This is a genomic window from Mycobacterium sp. 236(2023), from assembly GCF_029623955.1.
Classification (GTDB): Bacteria; Actinomycetota; Actinomycetes; order Mycobacteriales; family Mycobacteriaceae; genus Mycobacterium.
In genome coordinates, this window is the sequence record NZ_JARSBP010000002.1 from 1,070,448 (window position 1) to 1,086,653 (window position 16,206).

Here is a 16,206-nt window from a genome sequence, read left to right on the forward strand (position 1 = left end):
CCGCGAGCGTGCGCGAAATGCCAAGCTGGGCGGCGTTTTTGCGTGCAGACACGCGCGCTCGCGGTGCAAGGGGTGTGGTTCAGCCGCGGTCGATCTGTTCCTTGTTCCGCTGCGACACCGCGCTGAATTTATCGCCGAGGCCCTCGAACTCACGGTGCTGAGCGAACGCGATCGTCTCCTCGGCCTTGAGTGCGGGGTCGACGACGGCTGCGGCGCCCGACGTGTAGATCTCCTTCAGGCTGCGCATCGTCGCGCGTGGCACCTCGGCGATCTGCCTGGCGAGTTCCACGGCACGCTCCACCAGGGCCTCGTGCGCGACCACCTCCGTCACCAACCCGATCCGCTCGGCGCGCACGGCGTCGACCACCTCGCCGGTCATCGACAACCGCTTCGCCATCGCCACACCGACCAACTGCGGCAGCCGTGCCGTCATGCCCCCGCCGGGCAGGATGCCGACCCGCGCATGGGTGTCGGCGAATACCGCGCGCTCCGAGGCGATCATGAAGTCACACCCGAGAGCCATCTCCAAACCGCCGGTGAAGGTGGCGCCGTTGATCGCACCGACCACCGGCGTGCGCATCTGCGCGACCGCGGCGATGCAGCTCTGGGACCGGAACTCGTCGAAGTACGAGAGACCATCGCGGGCAGCCTCTTTCAGATCCACCCCGGCGCAGAACGCCGGATCGCTGCCGGTGAGGACGACGGCCCGCACCGCTTCGTCGGCATCGGCCTCGGTCAACGCCGCATAGGACGCGCGGATCAGGTCGCGGCAGAGTGCGTTCCTGGCCGACGGCCGGTTCAGCGTGATCACGCGTACGCCGTCGCGGTCGGCGGTCAACACAAGGTCAGCGGTCATCCCTAGTTGGTATCAGAAGAAGCGGTCAGCCGAATTCACGAGGTCCAGCAACGGCTGCGGCAGTGCGCCCAGCGCGAACGTGACGGCGGCGGTGACCGTGACGACGGCCGTGGTCAACGCGCTGGGGACCACCACCGTCGGGGCGTCGTCGGGCCGGTCGGTGAAGAACATCAACACGATCACGCGTACATAGAAGTAGGCCGCGATCGCGCTCGCGACGACGCCGACCACGACGAGCGGGATCGCGCCGCCCTCTCCCGCCGCCTTGAAGACGGCGAACTTGCTGACGAACCCACTCGTCAACGGAATCCCCGCAAAGGCAAGTAGGAAAAGGGAAAAGGCAATGCCGACAAGAGGATAACGTCTGCCCAGGCCGGCCCAGCGCGCCATCGCGGTGTCCTCCTCGCCGTCGGCGTCGCGCACCAAGCTCACGATGGCGAATGCACCGACAGTGGAGAACCCGTAGGCGAACAGATAGAACAGCGTCGACGACAGACCCGCCTCGTTGCCGGCGATCACACCGGTGAGGATGAAGCCGCTGTGCGCCACCGCCGAGTAGCCCAGCATGCGTTTGACGTCGTTCTGGGTGACCGCAGTGACGGTGCCGACCACCATCGTCAGGATCGCGATCGCCCACAGCACCGGACGCCAGTCGTCGCGCAGTTCGGGTAGCGCCACGTAGAAGATGCGCAGCATCGCGCCGAACGCCGCGATCTTGGTGGCCGCTGCCATGAACGCGGTGATCGGAGTGGGCGCGCCCTGATACACGTCGGGGATCCACGAATGAAACGGCACGGCACCGACTTTGAACAGCACCCCGACGAGCAACAGTGCGATGCCGATCAGCGCCAGCGACAGCTTGCCGGTTCCGGACGAGACCGCATCGGCGATGCCCTGCAGCTTCAGCGTGCCAGCGTATCCGTACAGCATGGCGGCGCCGTACAGGAAGAACGCCGACGAGAACGCTCCCAGCAGAAAGTATTTCAGCGCGGATTCCTGCGAGAGCAACCGACGGCGCCGCGCCAGCCCGCAGAGCAAGTACAGCGGCAGCGACAGGACCTCCAGCGCGATGAACATCGTCAGCAGGTCGTTGGATGCGGGGAAGAGCAGCATGCCGCCGACGGCGAACATCGTCAGCGGGAAGACCTCGGTCTGAATGACGCCTGCTCTCGTGGCCAGCTTCTCGGCGACGCTTCCGGCGACGGCCGATGCCTGCGGCGTGAAAGCATCCAGGCCTCTGCCATTTTCGGCTTCGCCCGACACTCCGATCTGTTTCTCGCCGATCAGCAGGATGCCCAGGACCCCGACCAGCAGGATGGTGCCCTGCAGGAACAGCGCGGGCATGTCGATGGCCACCGCACCCATCACGGCGGCAACGCCCGTGCCGCCGTGTAGATCCCGGGCGACGAGAACGACCGCGACGAACGCCGCGATCAGTGCGACCAGGTTGAGGACGACCTGGGTGGTGTACCGCTGACGGCGCGGCAGGAACGCTTCGACGAGGACACCGAGCACTGCGGCGCCCAACACGATGAGCATCGGCGAGATGAGACCGTATTCGACAGAAGGTGTTTGCAAGGGCGTGGGGACGTTCATCGCACCGGGCCTTCCGCCATCCGGGGTGCCGGGTCGGTCTGTTCGATCGTCGTCAGCGTGTGGGTGACGGCGGGGTTGATGACCTCGAGTGCCGGCTTCGGATAGATGCCGAGCACCAGCAGCAGCGCGATCAGCGGTACCACGACGGCAAGTTCGCGCGGGACCAGATCACGGATCTTGGAGTCACCTTCGACGAGCACCGCCGGAACCGGGCCGGTCATCATCCGCTGATACATCCACAGGATGTAGATCGCAGACAGGACCAGGGCGCTGGCCGCCAGCACCGCGAACACCGGATAGCGGGTGAACGTGCCGATCAGAACCAGGAATTCGCTGATGAACGGTGCCAGCCCCGGCAGCGACAACGTGGCAAGGCCGGCCACCAGGAACGTACCGGCCAGCACCGGCGCGACCTTCTGCACGCCGCCGTAGGAGGAGATGAGCCGGGATCCCCGGCGCGACACCAGGAAGCCGGCGATCAGGAACAGTGCCGCCGTCGAGATGCCGTGGTTGACCATGTACAGCGTCGACCCGGACTGGCCCTGCGTGGTCATCACGAAGATTCCGAGAATGATGAAGCCGAAGTGGGAGATCGAGGTATAGGCGATCAGCCGCATCACATCGGTCTGGCCGATCGCGACGACGGCGCCGTAGACGATGCCGATGACGGCGAGCGTGATGATCGCGGGGCTGAACCACGCTGCGGAGTCGGGGAACAGCGGCAGGCAATAACGGATCATGCCGAAGGTGCCGACCTTGTCCATGATCGCCATCATCAACACGGCACTGGCGGGTGTGGCCTCCACGGCCGAATCCGGCAGCCAGCGGTGGAACGGCCACAGCGGAGCCTTGACGGCGAAGGCGAACATGAACCCGCCGAAAAGCAGGTGCATGACCGCAGGGTTGACGACGAACTCGCCGCTGGACACCGCGGCGACGATCGCACGGAAATCGAACGTGCCCGCATCGAAGGCGCCGCTGTTCGCTGTCGCGACATACAGGCCGACGACAGCGGCGAGCATGATCAGTCCACCGAAAAGGTTGTACAGCAGGAACTTCACCGCGGCCTTGCTCCGGTTCTCGCCGCCGAAGCCACCGATGAGGAAGTACATCGGTATCAGCATCGCCTCGAAGAACACGTAGAACAGCAGGATGTCCAGCGACACCAGCGAGATCAGCACCATGCCTTCGACCGCCAGCGTGAGCGCGAAGTAGATGTGGACCGAGCGGCCGCCCCAGCTGAGTTCGTCGCGGGCGTCGTTCCAGCCGGCGATGATCAGGATGGGAAGCAGCACCGCCGTGAGCACCACCAGCGCCAGCGCGATGCCGTCGATGCCGAGGATGTAGCCGGTGCCGAAAGACGGTATCCAGCGATAGTTCTCGACGAACTGGTACTGCTCGCCCGAGGGATCGAAACCGACCGCGATCACGACGGTGACGGCGAGCACGGCGAGCGATACCGCCAGTGCCACCCACTTCACGAGATTTCGCGCCGCGGCGGGCAACAGCATCACGATGGCCGCGCCCACCATCGGGATTGCCCACAAGACGGTCAGTACCACAGGTTCACCGCCAGGATCATGGCGACGACGACCGCGGCGCCCGCCAGCATGGACAGCGCATACGAGCGGGCGAAGCCGGTTTGCAACTGCCGCAGCCTTTCCGAGAGACGCGACACCCCGGCCGCAAGGCCCCCGGCCACACCGTCGACAGCCTCGTCGTCGAGTTCGACCAGTCCGCGGGTGAAGTTCAAGCCGGGCCCCATCAACACTTTCTCGTTGAACGCATCCCCGTACAGATCGGCGCGAGCGGCGACGGTCAGCGCCGATCCGGCCGGGACCTCCTCGGGTACCGACCGAGATCCGTACATCCGGTACGCGACCACGATGCCGACAGCAACGACCGACAGCACGATCGCGGTGACAACCCAGACCGGCAGGACGTGGTGGATCTCGTGCGAACCGACCACCGGTTCCAGCCAATGTTCCAGGGTTCCGCCGATGGCCAGTGCGCCGCCCGCCGTCACCGACCCGATCGCCAGCAGGATCATCGGCCACGTCATCACGGCGGGTGACTCATGCGGGTGTACGTGGGAGGCCCACCGCTTCTCGCCGAAGAACGTCATCAGCATCACCCGCGTCATATAGAACGCGGTGATCCCGGCGCCGAGAATCGTTGCCCCGCCCAGGATCACGCCCTTGGCGCCGCCGGCACCCAGGGCCACCTCGATGATGCCGTCCTTGGAGAAGAACCCGGCCAGCGGCGGGATGCCGATGATCGCGAGGTATCCGAGACCGAAGGTGGCGAACGTGATCGGCAGGGCCTTGCGCAGCCCGCCGTAGCGGCGCATGTTGACCTCGTCGTCCATCGCATGCATCACCGAACCCGCACCGAGAAACAGGCCGGCCTTGAAAAAGCCGTGCGTCAGCAGGTGCATGATCGCGAACGCGTACCCGGCCGGTCCGAGGCCGGCGGCCAGCACCATGTAGCCGATCTGGCTCATGGTCGACGCGGCGAGCGCCTTCTTGATGTCGTTCTTGGCGCAACCGATCACCGCGCCGAAGAGCAGCGTGACGGCGCCGACCACCACGACGGCGGTCTGGGCGTGCGGTGCGAGGTCGAAGACGGGACCCGACCGCACGATCAGATACACACCGGCGGTGACCATCGTCGCGGCGTGGATGAGGGCGGACACCGGCGTGGGGCCTTCCATCGCGTCCCCGAGCCACGACTGCAGCGGAACCTGAGCCGACTTCCCGCACGCCGCCAACAACAGCATGAAAGCGATCGCTGTCAGCGCGCCCTCGCCGAGTTGCGGTGCGGCCTCGAACACCGCCGTGAACGACACCGCCCCGATCGCGGTGAACATCACCATCAGCGCAACGGCCAGACCGATGTCGCCGACCCGGTTGACGACGAACGCCTTCTTGGCGGCCGTCGCCGCCGACGGCTTGTGCGACCAGAATCCGATCAGCAGGTACGACGCGAGACCCACACCCTCCCAACCCATGTAGAGGCCGAGGTAGTTGTCGGCGAGCACGAGCAGCAGCATGGCGGCCAGGAACAGGTTGAGATACGCGAAAAACCTTCGCCGCTGCGCATCGTGCGCCATGTAGCCGATCGAGTAGATGTGGATCAGCGACCCGACACCGGTGATGAGCAGGACGAAACACATCGAAAGCTGGTCGAGTTGGAGCCCGAAATCCACACGCAGTTCGCCGACCGGAACCCAGCTGAACAGCGTCTCGTGGACGCCGCGGTCCTCCGCGCCGCGACCGAGCATGCCGGTGAACAGCACTGCGGCGCAGACGAAGGACGCCAGCGATGCGGCGGTGCCGAGGAGGTGACCCCACCCGTCGGTTCGCCGGCCGCCCAGCAACAGGACGGCCGCACCGGCGAGTGGAAGCGCGATGAGCAGCCACACGGGAAGAGTCATCCGGCCCTCAGTTTTTCAGGAGGCTGGCTGCGTCGACGCTGGCGGAGCGCCGGGTCCGGAAGATCGTCATGATGATCGCCAGGCCGATCACGACCTCACACGCGGCGACCACCATCGTGAAGAACGCGACCACCTGGCCGTCGAGATGCCCGTGGATGCGGGAGAACGCGACGAAGGCGAGGTTGGCGGCGTTGAGCATCAGTTCGACGCACATGAACATGACGATGGCGTTGCGCCGCAACAGCACTCCGGCTGCGCCGATCGTGAACAACAGCGCCGACAGGTACAAATAGTTATCGGGATTCATCGCCACCCCTATCGGCCGGCACCGGGCGGATCTGCAGGATCGCACTCACCGACAGTTCCGAACCCGATCCGTCGGGGAGTCGGGCAGGCACGTCGACGGCGTTGTGCCGCGCATAGACACCGGGATTGGGCAGCGTCGTGGGATGCCCGCCGGGGGCGAAGCGCTCCACGGCCAGCTCTCGCTGAGTCTTGCGGCGCTCGAAGCGTTCCCGGTGTGCGAGCACCATGGCGCCCAGCGCGGCCGTGATCAACAGGGCGCCGGTCAACTCGAATGCCCACAGGTACTGCGTGAAGATCAGTGCGGCCAGGCCTTCGACGTTGCCGGCCGCATTGGCCTGATCGAGCCCGATGAACCCCGCGACCGAGACGTTGCCGATCCCCGCGACGAGCAGGATGCCGAAGCCGAGACCGACCCCCATCGCCGCGACCCGTTGTCCCCGAAGGGTTTCCACCAGCGATTCGGACGAATCCACGCCGATGAGCATCACGACGAACAGGAACAGCATCATGACCGCACCCGTGTAGACGACGATCTGCACGACGCCGAGGAACGGTGCGTCCTGGGCGATATACAGCACTGCCAGCGCGATCATCGTCGTGGCCAGCGAGATCGCCGAGTACACCGCCTTCGGAGCGGCGACCACACCGAGCGCGCCGGCCACCGACACCAGAGCCAGGGCCCAGAACAGGATCGTTTCACCCATTGGTGGCCTCCGTCGCAGCAGGCGCGATACTGCCCAGGACATTGCCCCGGTAGTAGTCGTCGTCGGTGCAGCCAGGTGCCATGGCGTGCGGGGGAGCCTCCATCCCGGGTTTGAGCGGGGCCAGCAGCTTGTCCTTGCCGTAGATCAGGTCGGCCCGGTTGTCGTCGGCCATCTCGTACTCGTTGGTCATCGTCAGCGCCCGGGTGGGGCACGCCTCGATACACAGACCGCATCCGATGCAGCGCAGATAGTTGATCTGGTACACCCGGCCGTATCGTTCTCCGGGCGAAAACCGTTCGGCCTCAGTGTTGTCGGCGCCTTCGACGAAGATCGCATCCGCCGGGCAGGCCCAGGCGCACAGCTCGCAGCCGATGCATTTCTCCAGCCCGTCGGCGTACCGGTTGAGTTGGTGGCGGCCGTGGTAGCGCTTGGCCACCGGGCCGGGCTTCTCGGGATACTCCTCGGTCACCGGCTTCTTGAACATCGAACCGAACGTGACACCGAACCCGGCAAGCGCCTCGCGGATCTTAGGCATCGGCATGCTCCTTCATTGGCATCGGCGGCACGGGGAACGCGCCATCGTCGGCCACCGGGACCGGGGCTTGCGGAGTCTTCCGAATACGTTTGGCCCGCAAAGATCTCCAACCGATCAGTGCGGCGAGAACGACGGCGACGATCGCCAGGCCGATCAACGCTGTCGCCCACGCCTGGTAGCCCTGGTTTTGCAACGTGTGCGTGGCGGCGACGATCGCGATCCAGCCCAGCGACGCCGGAATCAGGATCTTCCAGCCCAGCGCCATGAACTGGTCGTAGCGCATCCGCGGCAGAGTCGCGCGCAGCCACATGAAGACGAACAGGAACAGCCAGACCTTGGCGGTGAACCACAGCAGCGGCCACCATCCGGAGTTGGCTCCTTCCCAGAGGCTGATCGGCCACGGCGCATGCCAGCCCCCGAGGAACAGCGTGGTGGCCAGCGCCGAGACCGTCGTCATGTTGACGTACTCGGCGAGCATGAACATCGCGAACTTCAGCGACGAATATTCGGTGTGGAAGCCGCCGACGAGCTCGCCTTCGGCCTCGGGCAGATCGAAAGGCGCACGGTTGGTTTCGCCGACCATCGACGTCAGGTACACGAGGAACGACGGAAGCAGCAGGAAGATGTACCAGGTGTCGTTCTGCGCGGCGACGATCCCCGAGGTCGACATCGTCCCGGAGTAGATGAACACCGCGGCGAACGACAGCGCCATCGCGATCTCGTACGACACCACCTGCGCCGAGGACCTCAGCCCGCCCAGCAAGGGATACACCGATCCGGATGCCCAGCCGGCCAACACGATGCCGTACACCCCGATCGACGTGACCGCCAGAATGTAGAGCACCGCGACGGGGAGGTCCGTCAGCTGCAGTGCGGTGCGGTGCCCGAAGATCGACACCTCACCACCCAGGGGAATCACCGCGAACGCCATGAACGCCGGGATCACCGAGATCACCGGCGCGGCAAGGTAGATCCACTTGTCGACACCCGCCGGGATCAGACCCTCCTTGAGGGCGAGTTTGACGCCGTCGGCCAGCGACTGCAGCAGGCCGCGCGGCCCGACCCGGTTCGGCCCGAACCGCAACTGCATGCGGCCGAGGATCTTTCGTTCGATGAGGATGGCTGCGAGCACGGTCAGCAGCAGGAAGACGAAGATTCCGAGCGACTTGGCCAGGATGAGCCACCACGGGTCGTGCCCGAACAGTGTCGGATCGGGATATGTCATGCGCTTGCCTGCCCGATCGACACCACGGCTCCCGCTGTGACACCCAGCGTTTCGTGCACGTGGCTGCCGGGGGAGTTCAACGGCAACCACACCACGCGGTCATCCATGTCCGTGACCTGCAGCGGTAGCGTGATGGCGCCGCGCTCGGTGCTGACGGTCACCAATTGGCCGTCCAGCACCCCGATCTCGGCCGCGGTGCCCTCCGACAGCCGGGCGGCGGGCGTGCGCGCCGTCCCGGCCAGGTAGGGCTCACCGTCCTGCAGCCGCCCGGAGTCCAGAAGCATCCGCCAGCCGGCGAGCACGGCCTGCCCGCTGGCCGGTGTGGCCGGAGACGGATCGGTCTGCGGCGTGTCGCCTCGCCCACCCGACCACAGCCCGAGACGGGCCCTTTCGTCGGCGGCCGCCGCGGCGGTCGGGATACCGAGGTCCACCCCGATCTCGTCGGCCAGGAACGTCAACACCCGCAGATCCGTCACGGCGTTGGTGTGCAGGGACGGTTCGAACGGCCGGATCCGGCCCTCCCAGTTGAGGAACGACCCTGCCTTCTCGACCACGGGGGCGACCGGGAACACCACATCGGCACGCTCGGTGACCGCGCTGTGCCGCAGCTCGAGGGCGACGACGAACGGCGTGTTGTCGATCGCCGCCAGTGCCGCGGCCGGATCGGGAAGGTCGGCGAGCTCGACGCCACCGACCAGAAGTGCGGCCAGCGTGCCCTCGCGCGCGGCCCCCAGGATTCCCGCGGTATCGCGTCCGGGCGCGCTGGGGAGGTCGTCGACGTTCCACGCCGCAGCGACCTGTTCGCGGGCGCTCGTATCTGCCAGCGGCCGACCGCCCGGCAACAGATTGGGCATCGCGCCCGCTTCGACGGCGCCGCGGTCGCCGGCACGGCGGGGGATCCACGCGATCTGCGCACCGGTCGCCTCAGCGAGTCGGGCGGCGGCGGACAGCGCACCGGGCGAGGTTGCGAGCCGCTCGCCGAGCAGGATCAACGCCCCTGGCATCGTCAGGAGTTCGTCGCCGGCCAGACTGTCCAGCGCCGCAGCCTCCGACCCGGGTGCGGTCCTGATCAACCGTCCCGACAGCTTGCCGAGGCTGCGGGTGGCCAGCGGCGCCACCGACATCACCCGAAGGCCCCGCTTGCGGACCGCCTTGCGCAACCGCAGGAAGACGATCGGGGACTCCTCCTCGGGCTCCAGCCCGGCGAGCAGCACCGCGGGTGCCTTCTCCAGCGCGGCATACGTCACGGTCATCGGCCTGCCCGCGATGTGCGCGGCGAGGAAGTCGGCCTCTTCGGCGCTGTGGGGCCGCGACCTGAAGTCGATGTCGTTGGTATTCAGCACAATTCGAGCGAACTTGGCGTACGCGTACGCCTCCTCCGACGTCGACCGGCCGCCGACTAGCACACCGGTGCTCTCTCCGGCGGCCACCAGACCCGTGCCGGCCACGTGCAGTGCCTCGGACCATGACGCGGGACGCAGCGAGCCGTCGTCGTTACGCAGCAGCGGGGTGGTGATCCGGTCACCGACGGTGGCGTAGGTGAAGGCCCACCGGCCCTTGTCGCAGTTCCACTCCTCGTTGACCTCGGGTTCGTCACCGGCGAGGCGGCGCAACACTTTTCCGCGCCGGTGGTCGGTGCGCTGCGCGCAGCCGGAGGCGCAGTGTTCGCAGACGCTGGGACTGGACACGAGGTCGAACGGCCGCGCTCGGAACCGGTAGGCCGTTCCGGTCAGCGCACCGACCGGGCAGATCTGCACGGTGTTGCCGGAGTAGTACGACTGGAACGGTTCGCCGGGCGCGATGCCGACCTGTTGGAGCGCACCGCGTTCCATGAGGTCGATGAAGCGGTCCCCGGCGATCTGGTCGGAGAATCGGGTGCATCGCGCGCACAGGACGCAGCGTTCGCGGTCGAGCAGCACCTGCGAGGAGATGTTGATCGGTTTCGGGAAGGTGCGCTTGACGTCCTCGAACCGGGTTTCGACGCGTCCGTTCGACATCGCCTGGTTCTGCAGCGGGCACTCGCCGCCCTTGTCGCAGACCGGGCAGTCGAGCGGGTGGTTGATGAGCAGCAGCTCCATGACACCGTGCTGCGCCTTGTCGGCCGCCTCGGAGGTGTACTGGGTGCGTACCACCATGTCAGGCGCGACCGTGGTCGTGCACGACGCCAACGGCTTTCGCTGCCCTTCGACTTCCACCAGGCACTGCCGGCATGCGCCGACAGGATCGAGCAGCGGGTGGTCGCAGAACCGCGGGATCTGGACGCCCATCAGCTCGGCGGCGCGAATCACCAAGGTGCCCTTGGGAACCGAGATCTCGTGGTCGTCGATCGTCAGCGTCACCATTTCGACCGGCGGCGCGTCCGGGCTGCTCTCAGCGAGCGTCATGCACCCACCCCTTCCGGTGCGGCCAGCATCGAGGCGTACGGGTCGAACGGGCAGCCGTCTGCGAGGTGCGCCTCGTACTCGCTGCGGAAGTACTTGATGGAGGACACGATCGGGCTTGCCGCGCCGTCACCCAACGCGCAGAACGACTTGCCGAAGATGCTGTCGGCGATGTCGAGGAGCTTGTCGAGATCGGCCTCGGTGCCACGGCCGGTCTCCAACCGTTCGTAGATTTGCGCCAGCCAGTACGTACCCTCCCGGCACGGGGTGCACTTGCCGCACGACTCGTGGGCGTAGAACTGCGTCCATCGGCGCACCGCCCGCACCACGCAGGTGGTCTCGTCGAAGATCTGCAGCGCCTTCGTGCCGAGCATCGAGCCGACCTTGGCCATGCCTTCGTAATCCAGTGGCACATCGAGGTGCTCGGCGGTCAGCAGCGGTGTCGACGAGCCGCCCGGCGTCCAGAACTTCAACTCGTGTCCGGCGCGCACGCCGCCCGCGTAGTCGAGAAGCTCGCGCAGCGTGATGCCCAGCGGTGCCTCGTACTGGCCCGGTGTGGTGACGTGACCCGACAGTGAATACAGCGTGAAACCGGGGGACTTCTCCGATCCCATCGAGCGGAACCAGTCGACGCCGTTGAGCAGGATCGGCGGCACGCTGGCGATCGACTCGACGTTGTTGACCACCGTCGGGCACGCGTAGAGCCCCGCGACGGCGGGAAACGGCGGGCGTAACCGGGGCTGACCGCGGCGGCCTTCCAGAGAGTCCAGCAGCGCTGTCTCCTCTCCGCAGATGTAGGCGCCCGCACCGGCATGCACGATCAGGTCCAGGTCGAACCCGGAACCGTGGATGTCGGACCCCAGATGCCCGGCCGCATAGGCCTCCGCGACAGCTGCCTGCAGCCGCCGCAGCACCGGCACGACCTCACCCCGCAGATAGATGAACGCGTGATGGGCGCGGATGGCGTACGCCGCGATGATCGCACCCTCCACCAGGAAATGCGGCGTCGTCATCATCAGCGGAATGTCTTTACACGTACCAGGTTCCGACTCGTCCGCATTGATCACCAGGTAGTGCGGTTTGGCGGCAGCGCCCTCATCGCCCTGCGGGATGAACGACCACTTCGTGCCCGTCGGGAATCCCGCGCCACCTCGGCCGCGCAGTCCGGAATCCTTCACCGTGGTGATCACGTCGTCGGGGCTCATCGCCAGCGCGCGTTCCAGCGCCTGGTACCCGCCGTGGCGTCGGTACGTGTCCAACGTCCAAGGCTGCGGTTCGTCCCAGAAGCGGCTGAGCACCGGTGTCAACGGAGTCATCGCGAATCCGCCGATCCGGGGTCGGTTTCCGGTGTCGACGAGCGCGCCGGGACACTGGCTTCCGGCGCGGGCGCCGGTTCGTCTCTTGTGGACTCGGCCGCGACCGCCTCGTCGCTCGGGGCGTCGGACGAATCGCTCGCGGCGCCGGGTTCGGGCGCAGTCATGTCGTGCGCCTGCGCGTATTGCAAGCCTGCGAGGGTGGCGTTCCCGACCGGACCGCCACCGGCAGCGGCGGTATCGCTCAGTCCGGCAAGTGTTCTCGCGGTCTCGCGGAACGTGCACAGCGAACCGCTGCGCGACGGCTGCGGGATCTCACCGGTGCGCAGCGCATCGACGAGATCGCGTACCGACGACGGGGTCTGATTGTCGAAGAAGTCCCAGTTGACCATCACCACCGGCGCGTAATCGCAGGCCGCGTTGCACTCGACGTGCTCTAGCGTGATCCGGCCGTCTGCAGTGGTCTGGCCCGGCGCGATGTCCAGATGGCTCTCCAGACTGTCCAGAATCGCGTCACCCCCCATGATGGCGCACAGCGTGTTGGTGCACACCCCGACGAGGTAGTCGCCCGTCGGCGTGCGGCGGTACATCGAGTAGAACGTCGCGACCGCCGTGACCTCAGCCTCGGTCAAGTCCAATTGGCGCGCACAGAAGCCGATTCCGGCCGGGGTCAGGCATCCGTCCTCGGACTGAACGAGGTGCAGCAACGGAAGCAGTGCCGATCTGGCCTGAGGGTATCGGCCGACGATCGTCGCGGCGTCGGTTGCCAGACGCTCGGTGACATCGGCAGGGTAGGTCGCCAGACCGTGGATCGGGGGGCCTGGTTCGTCGGGCCGCTGGCCGAGATCGAGGAATACCGTCACCTGTCCACCCCGCCCATCACCGGATCGATCGACGCCACCGCCGTGATCGCATCGGCGACCATGCCTCCCTCGCACATCGCCGCCACCGCCTGAAGATTCGTGAACGACGGATCCCGGTAGTGCACCCGATAGGGTCGCGTCCCGCCGTCGGAGACCATGTGGACACCCAGCTCGCCGCGCGGTGACTCGACCGCGACGTAGACCTGGCCGGCGGGAACCCGGATGCCCTCGGTGACCAGCTTGAAGTGGTGGATCAGGCCTTCCATCGAGTGGCCCATGATCTTGGCGATGTGCTCGGGGGAGTTGCCGAGACCGTCGGGCCCGACCTTCAGATCGGCAGGCCACGCAAGCTTCTTGTCCTCGATCATCACCGGCTGCCCCGCAAGTCGGTCAAGACGTTCCACACACTGCTCGACGATCTTGATGGATTCGCGCATCTCCTTGACACGAATCAGATAGCGGCCGTAGGAATCACATTGGTCGTCGGTGATGACGTCGAAATCGTAGGTTTCGTAACCGCAGTACGGCTGTGACTTGCGCAGGTCGTGCGGTAGGCCGGTGGAGCGCAGCACCGGTCCCGTGATGCCCAGCGCCATGCATCCGGTCAGATCGAGGTAGCCGATGCCTTGCGTCCGAGCCTTCCAGATGTAGTTCTCGTTGAGCAGATTCTCCATGTCGCGCAGGCGCGTCGGCAGCAGCTTGAGGAGATCCCGGACCTGAGGCAGGCCTTCGTCGGGCAGGTCGGCCGCCACACCTCCCGGACGGACGTAGGCGTTGTTCATCCGAAGCCCGGTGATGGTCTCGAACACCGACAGGATCAGCTCGCGTTCCCGGAACCCGAGGAACATCGCGGTCATCGCGCCGAGTTCCATCCCGCCGGTGGCCAGCGCGACCAGGTGACTGGAGATCCGGTTGAGCTCCATCATCATCACCCGGATCACCGATGCCCGTTCCGGGATCGCATCGGTGACCCCGAGTAGCTTCTCCACGCCGAGGCAGTACACCGTCTCGTTGAAAAACGGTGACAGGTAATCCATCCGGGTGACGAACGTGACGCCTTGCGTCCAGGTGCGGTATTCCAGGTTCTTCTCGATACCGGTGTGCAGATACCCGATACCGCAGCGCGCCTCGACGATCGTCTCGCCCTCGATCTCCAGGATGAGGCGCAGCACCCCGTGCGTCGACGGATGCTGGGGGCCCATGTTGACAACGATGCGTTCGCCGGCGTTCTCCGCCGCGTTGCCCGGCCGGGAGGACATTTGCCTTGCGGCAGTGACCACTTGGTCCCAGTCCTGGCCGCCGACGACGACGACCCGCTCGGGCGGTTCTGAGATGGTCATCAGCTGTAAGCCCTCCGCTCGTCGGGCGGCGGGATCTCGGCGCCGTGATACTCGACCGGAATTCCGCCGAGCGGATAGTCCTTGCGCTGGGGGTGACCCACCCAGTCGTCGGGCATCTCGATCCGGGTCAGCGACGGATGCCCGTCGAAGAGAATGCCGAAGAAGTCGTAGGTTTCGCGCTCGTGCCAGTCGGTGGTCGGGTAGACGCCGAACAACGACGGGATGTGCGGATCGCTGTCGGGGGCGGCCACTTCCACGCGGATCCGGCGGTTGTGGGTGATCGACATCAACGGATATACCGCATGCAACTCGCGGCCTGCGTCGTCGGGATAGTGCACACCGTTGACGCCCAGACACAGTTCGAAACGCAGGGCCGGATCGTTGCGCAGGGCCTGCGCCACCTCGACCAGGCGGTCTCGATGGACTTCGAGGGTGAGCTCATCGCGATACACCACGACCCGCTCGATGGATTCGGCGAATCCGTCCTCGCCGAGGGCGGCGGCCAGCGCGTCGACGACGTCATCGAAGTACCCGCCGTACGGCTTGGGGGTGCTGCCCGGCAACGCGACCGGGCGGATCAGCCTGCCGTAGCCCGACGTGTCGCCAGAACCCTTGGCGCCGAACATGCCGCGCCGCACACCGATGATCTCCCGGGCGTCCTTTCCGGTGGTCTCCGTCATCGCAACAGACCTTTCAGCTCGATCGTCGGAGTCACCGCCATCGCCGCCTGTTCGGCCTCCCTGATGGCTTCCTCGCGGTTCACGCCGAGCGGCATCTCCTGAATCTTGTCGTGCAGTTTCAGGATTGCGTGCAACAACATCTCCGGCCGGGGTGGGCAACCGGGGAGATAGATGTCGACCGGCACCACGTGGTCGACACCCTGGACCACGGCGTAGTTGTTGAACATCCCGCCCGATGACGCGCAGACACCCATCGCCAGAACCCACTTCGGCTCGGCCATCTGGTCATAGATCTGACGCAGCACCGGTGCCATCTTCTGGCTCACGCGACCCGCGACGATCATCAGATCCGCCTGTCGCGGTGTCGCCGAGAACCGCTCCATCCCGAACCGCGAGATGTCGAATCGCGGCCCGGCGGTGGCCATCATCTCGATGGCGCAGCACGCCAGGCCGAACGTCGCCGGCCACAACGAGCCTTTGCGGACATACCCGGCGACCTTCTCGACCGTCGACAACAGAATGCCGCCGGGAAGCTTTTCCTCTAATCCCATTGCAAGCCTCCCCGGCGCCACACGTAGGTGTAGGCCACGAACACGATGACCATGAAAAGAAGCATCTCTACCAGCGCAAACAGTCCGAGGCTGTCGAACGCCACCGCCCACGGGTAGAGGAAGACGATCTCGATGTCGAACACGATGAACAACATCGCCGTCAGGTAGTAGCGGATCGGGAACCGCTGGGCTGTCGCGGCGGCGGCGGGGTCGGAGGCGTCCATCGGCTCGATGCCGCATTCGTAGGCCTCGAGCTTGGCGCGGTTATAGCGCTTGGGACCGATGAGCAGGGCTATTCCGACCGATCCGATGGCGAATGCAGCAGCTATCGCACCAAGCACCAGGATTGGCGTGTACAGATTCATACTGTGCAGCGGCTCCCTCGGGGGCTGTCGATGTGAGCTATCCCACACCCTAGTC

Annotated in this window: 15 protein-coding genes; all 15 read right to left on the reverse strand. The window is 66.2% G+C overall.

Features of this window, described 5'->3' with window-relative positions; genetic code table 11:
- Window positions 1-79: 79 nt before the first annotated feature.
- From P9A17_RS07645 to P9A17_RS07715, 15 genes are read right to left on the reverse strand one after another with little or no spacing between them, the layout of a single operon-like run.
- Entirely contained in the window at window positions 80-856 is a 777-nt protein-coding gene (locus P9A17_RS07645) for an enoyl-CoA hydratase (RefSeq protein ID WP_278037954.1), read from the reverse strand.
- Window positions 857-868: 12 nt separating this feature from the next.
- A complete protein-coding gene (nuoN, locus tag P9A17_RS07650) occupies window positions 869-2,452 on the reverse strand; it encodes an NADH-quinone oxidoreductase subunit NuoN (RefSeq protein ID WP_278037955.1) in 1,584 nt (527 codons plus the stop codon).
- Window positions 2,449-3,984 (reverse strand): NADH-quinone oxidoreductase subunit M, encoded by a 1,536-nt coding sequence (locus tag P9A17_RS07655; protein WP_278038647.1) that lies wholly within the window; start codon window positions 3,982-3,984, stop codon window positions 2,449-2,451. The genes nuoN and P9A17_RS07655 overlap by 4 nt, the downstream gene beginning before the upstream one ends.
- Before the next feature lie 20 nt (window positions 3,985-4,004).
- A complete protein-coding gene (nuoL, locus tag P9A17_RS07660) occupies window positions 4,005-5,888 on the reverse strand; it encodes an NADH-quinone oxidoreductase subunit L (protein WP_278037956.1) in 1,884 nt (627 codons plus the stop codon).
- A gap of 7 nt (window positions 5,889-5,895) precedes the next feature.
- On the reverse strand, window positions 5,896-6,195 hold the full coding sequence (gene nuoK / locus P9A17_RS07665) for an NADH-quinone oxidoreductase subunit NuoK (protein WP_278037957.1): 300 nt from the start codon (window positions 6,193-6,195) through the stop codon (window positions 5,896-5,898).
- Window positions 6,182-6,898: an NADH-quinone oxidoreductase subunit J gene (locus P9A17_RS07670; protein WP_278037958.1), complete on the reverse strand. Its 717-nt coding sequence runs from the start codon at window positions 6,896-6,898 to the stop codon at window positions 6,182-6,184. The genes nuoK and P9A17_RS07670 overlap by 14 nt, the downstream gene beginning before the upstream one ends.
- Window positions 6,891-7,433 carry an NADH-quinone oxidoreductase subunit NuoI gene (gene nuoI, locus P9A17_RS07675; protein WP_278037959.1) on the reverse strand — a complete coding sequence of 181 codons (543 nt, stop codon included), beginning with the start codon at window positions 7,431-7,433 and terminating at the stop codon, window positions 6,891-6,893. The genes P9A17_RS07670 and nuoI overlap by 8 nt, the downstream gene beginning before the upstream one ends.
- Window positions 7,426-8,658 (reverse strand): NADH-quinone oxidoreductase subunit NuoH, encoded by a 1,233-nt coding sequence (nuoH, locus tag P9A17_RS07680; RefSeq protein WP_278037960.1) that lies wholly within the window; start codon window positions 8,656-8,658, stop codon window positions 7,426-7,428. The genes nuoI and nuoH overlap by 8 nt, the downstream gene beginning before the upstream one ends.
- Entirely contained in the window at window positions 8,655-11,042 is a 2,388-nt protein-coding gene (locus tag P9A17_RS07685; RefSeq protein WP_278037961.1) for an NADH-quinone oxidoreductase subunit G, read from the reverse strand. Before P9A17_RS07685 ends, nuoH begins: the two co-directional genes overlap by 4 nt.
- The gene (nuoF, locus tag P9A17_RS07690; protein WP_278037962.1) at window positions 11,039-12,355 is read right to left on the reverse strand and encodes an NADH-quinone oxidoreductase subunit NuoF; all 1,317 of its coding nucleotides are present in this window, start codon (window positions 12,353-12,355) and stop codon (window positions 11,039-11,041) included. The genes P9A17_RS07685 and nuoF overlap by 4 nt, the downstream gene beginning before the upstream one ends.
- A complete protein-coding gene (gene nuoE / locus P9A17_RS07695) occupies window positions 12,352-13,215 on the reverse strand; it encodes an NADH-quinone oxidoreductase subunit NuoE (protein ID WP_278037963.1) in 864 nt (287 codons plus the stop codon). The genes nuoF and nuoE overlap by 4 nt, the downstream gene beginning before the upstream one ends.
- On the reverse strand, window positions 13,212-14,555 hold the full coding sequence (nuoD, locus tag P9A17_RS07700; protein WP_278037964.1) for an NADH dehydrogenase (quinone) subunit D: 1,344 nt from the start codon (window positions 14,553-14,555) through the stop codon (window positions 13,212-13,214). The genes nuoE and nuoD overlap by 4 nt, the downstream gene beginning before the upstream one ends.
- Window positions 14,555-15,235: an NADH-quinone oxidoreductase subunit C gene (locus tag P9A17_RS07705; protein WP_278037965.1), complete on the reverse strand. Its 681-nt coding sequence runs from the start codon at window positions 15,233-15,235 to the stop codon at window positions 14,555-14,557. The genes nuoD and P9A17_RS07705 overlap by 1 nt, the downstream gene beginning before the upstream one ends.
- Window positions 15,232-15,786, reverse strand: a complete 555-nt coding sequence (locus tag P9A17_RS07710) for an NADH-quinone oxidoreductase subunit B (protein WP_024444722.1) — start codon at window positions 15,784-15,786, stop codon at window positions 15,232-15,234. Before P9A17_RS07710 ends, P9A17_RS07705 begins: the two co-directional genes overlap by 4 nt.
- Window positions 15,777-16,151 (reverse strand): NADH-quinone oxidoreductase subunit A, encoded by a 375-nt coding sequence (locus P9A17_RS07715; RefSeq protein WP_278037966.1) that lies wholly within the window; start codon window positions 16,149-16,151, stop codon window positions 15,777-15,779. Before P9A17_RS07715 ends, P9A17_RS07710 begins: the two co-directional genes overlap by 10 nt.
- Window positions 16,152-16,206 lie beyond the last annotated feature (55 nt).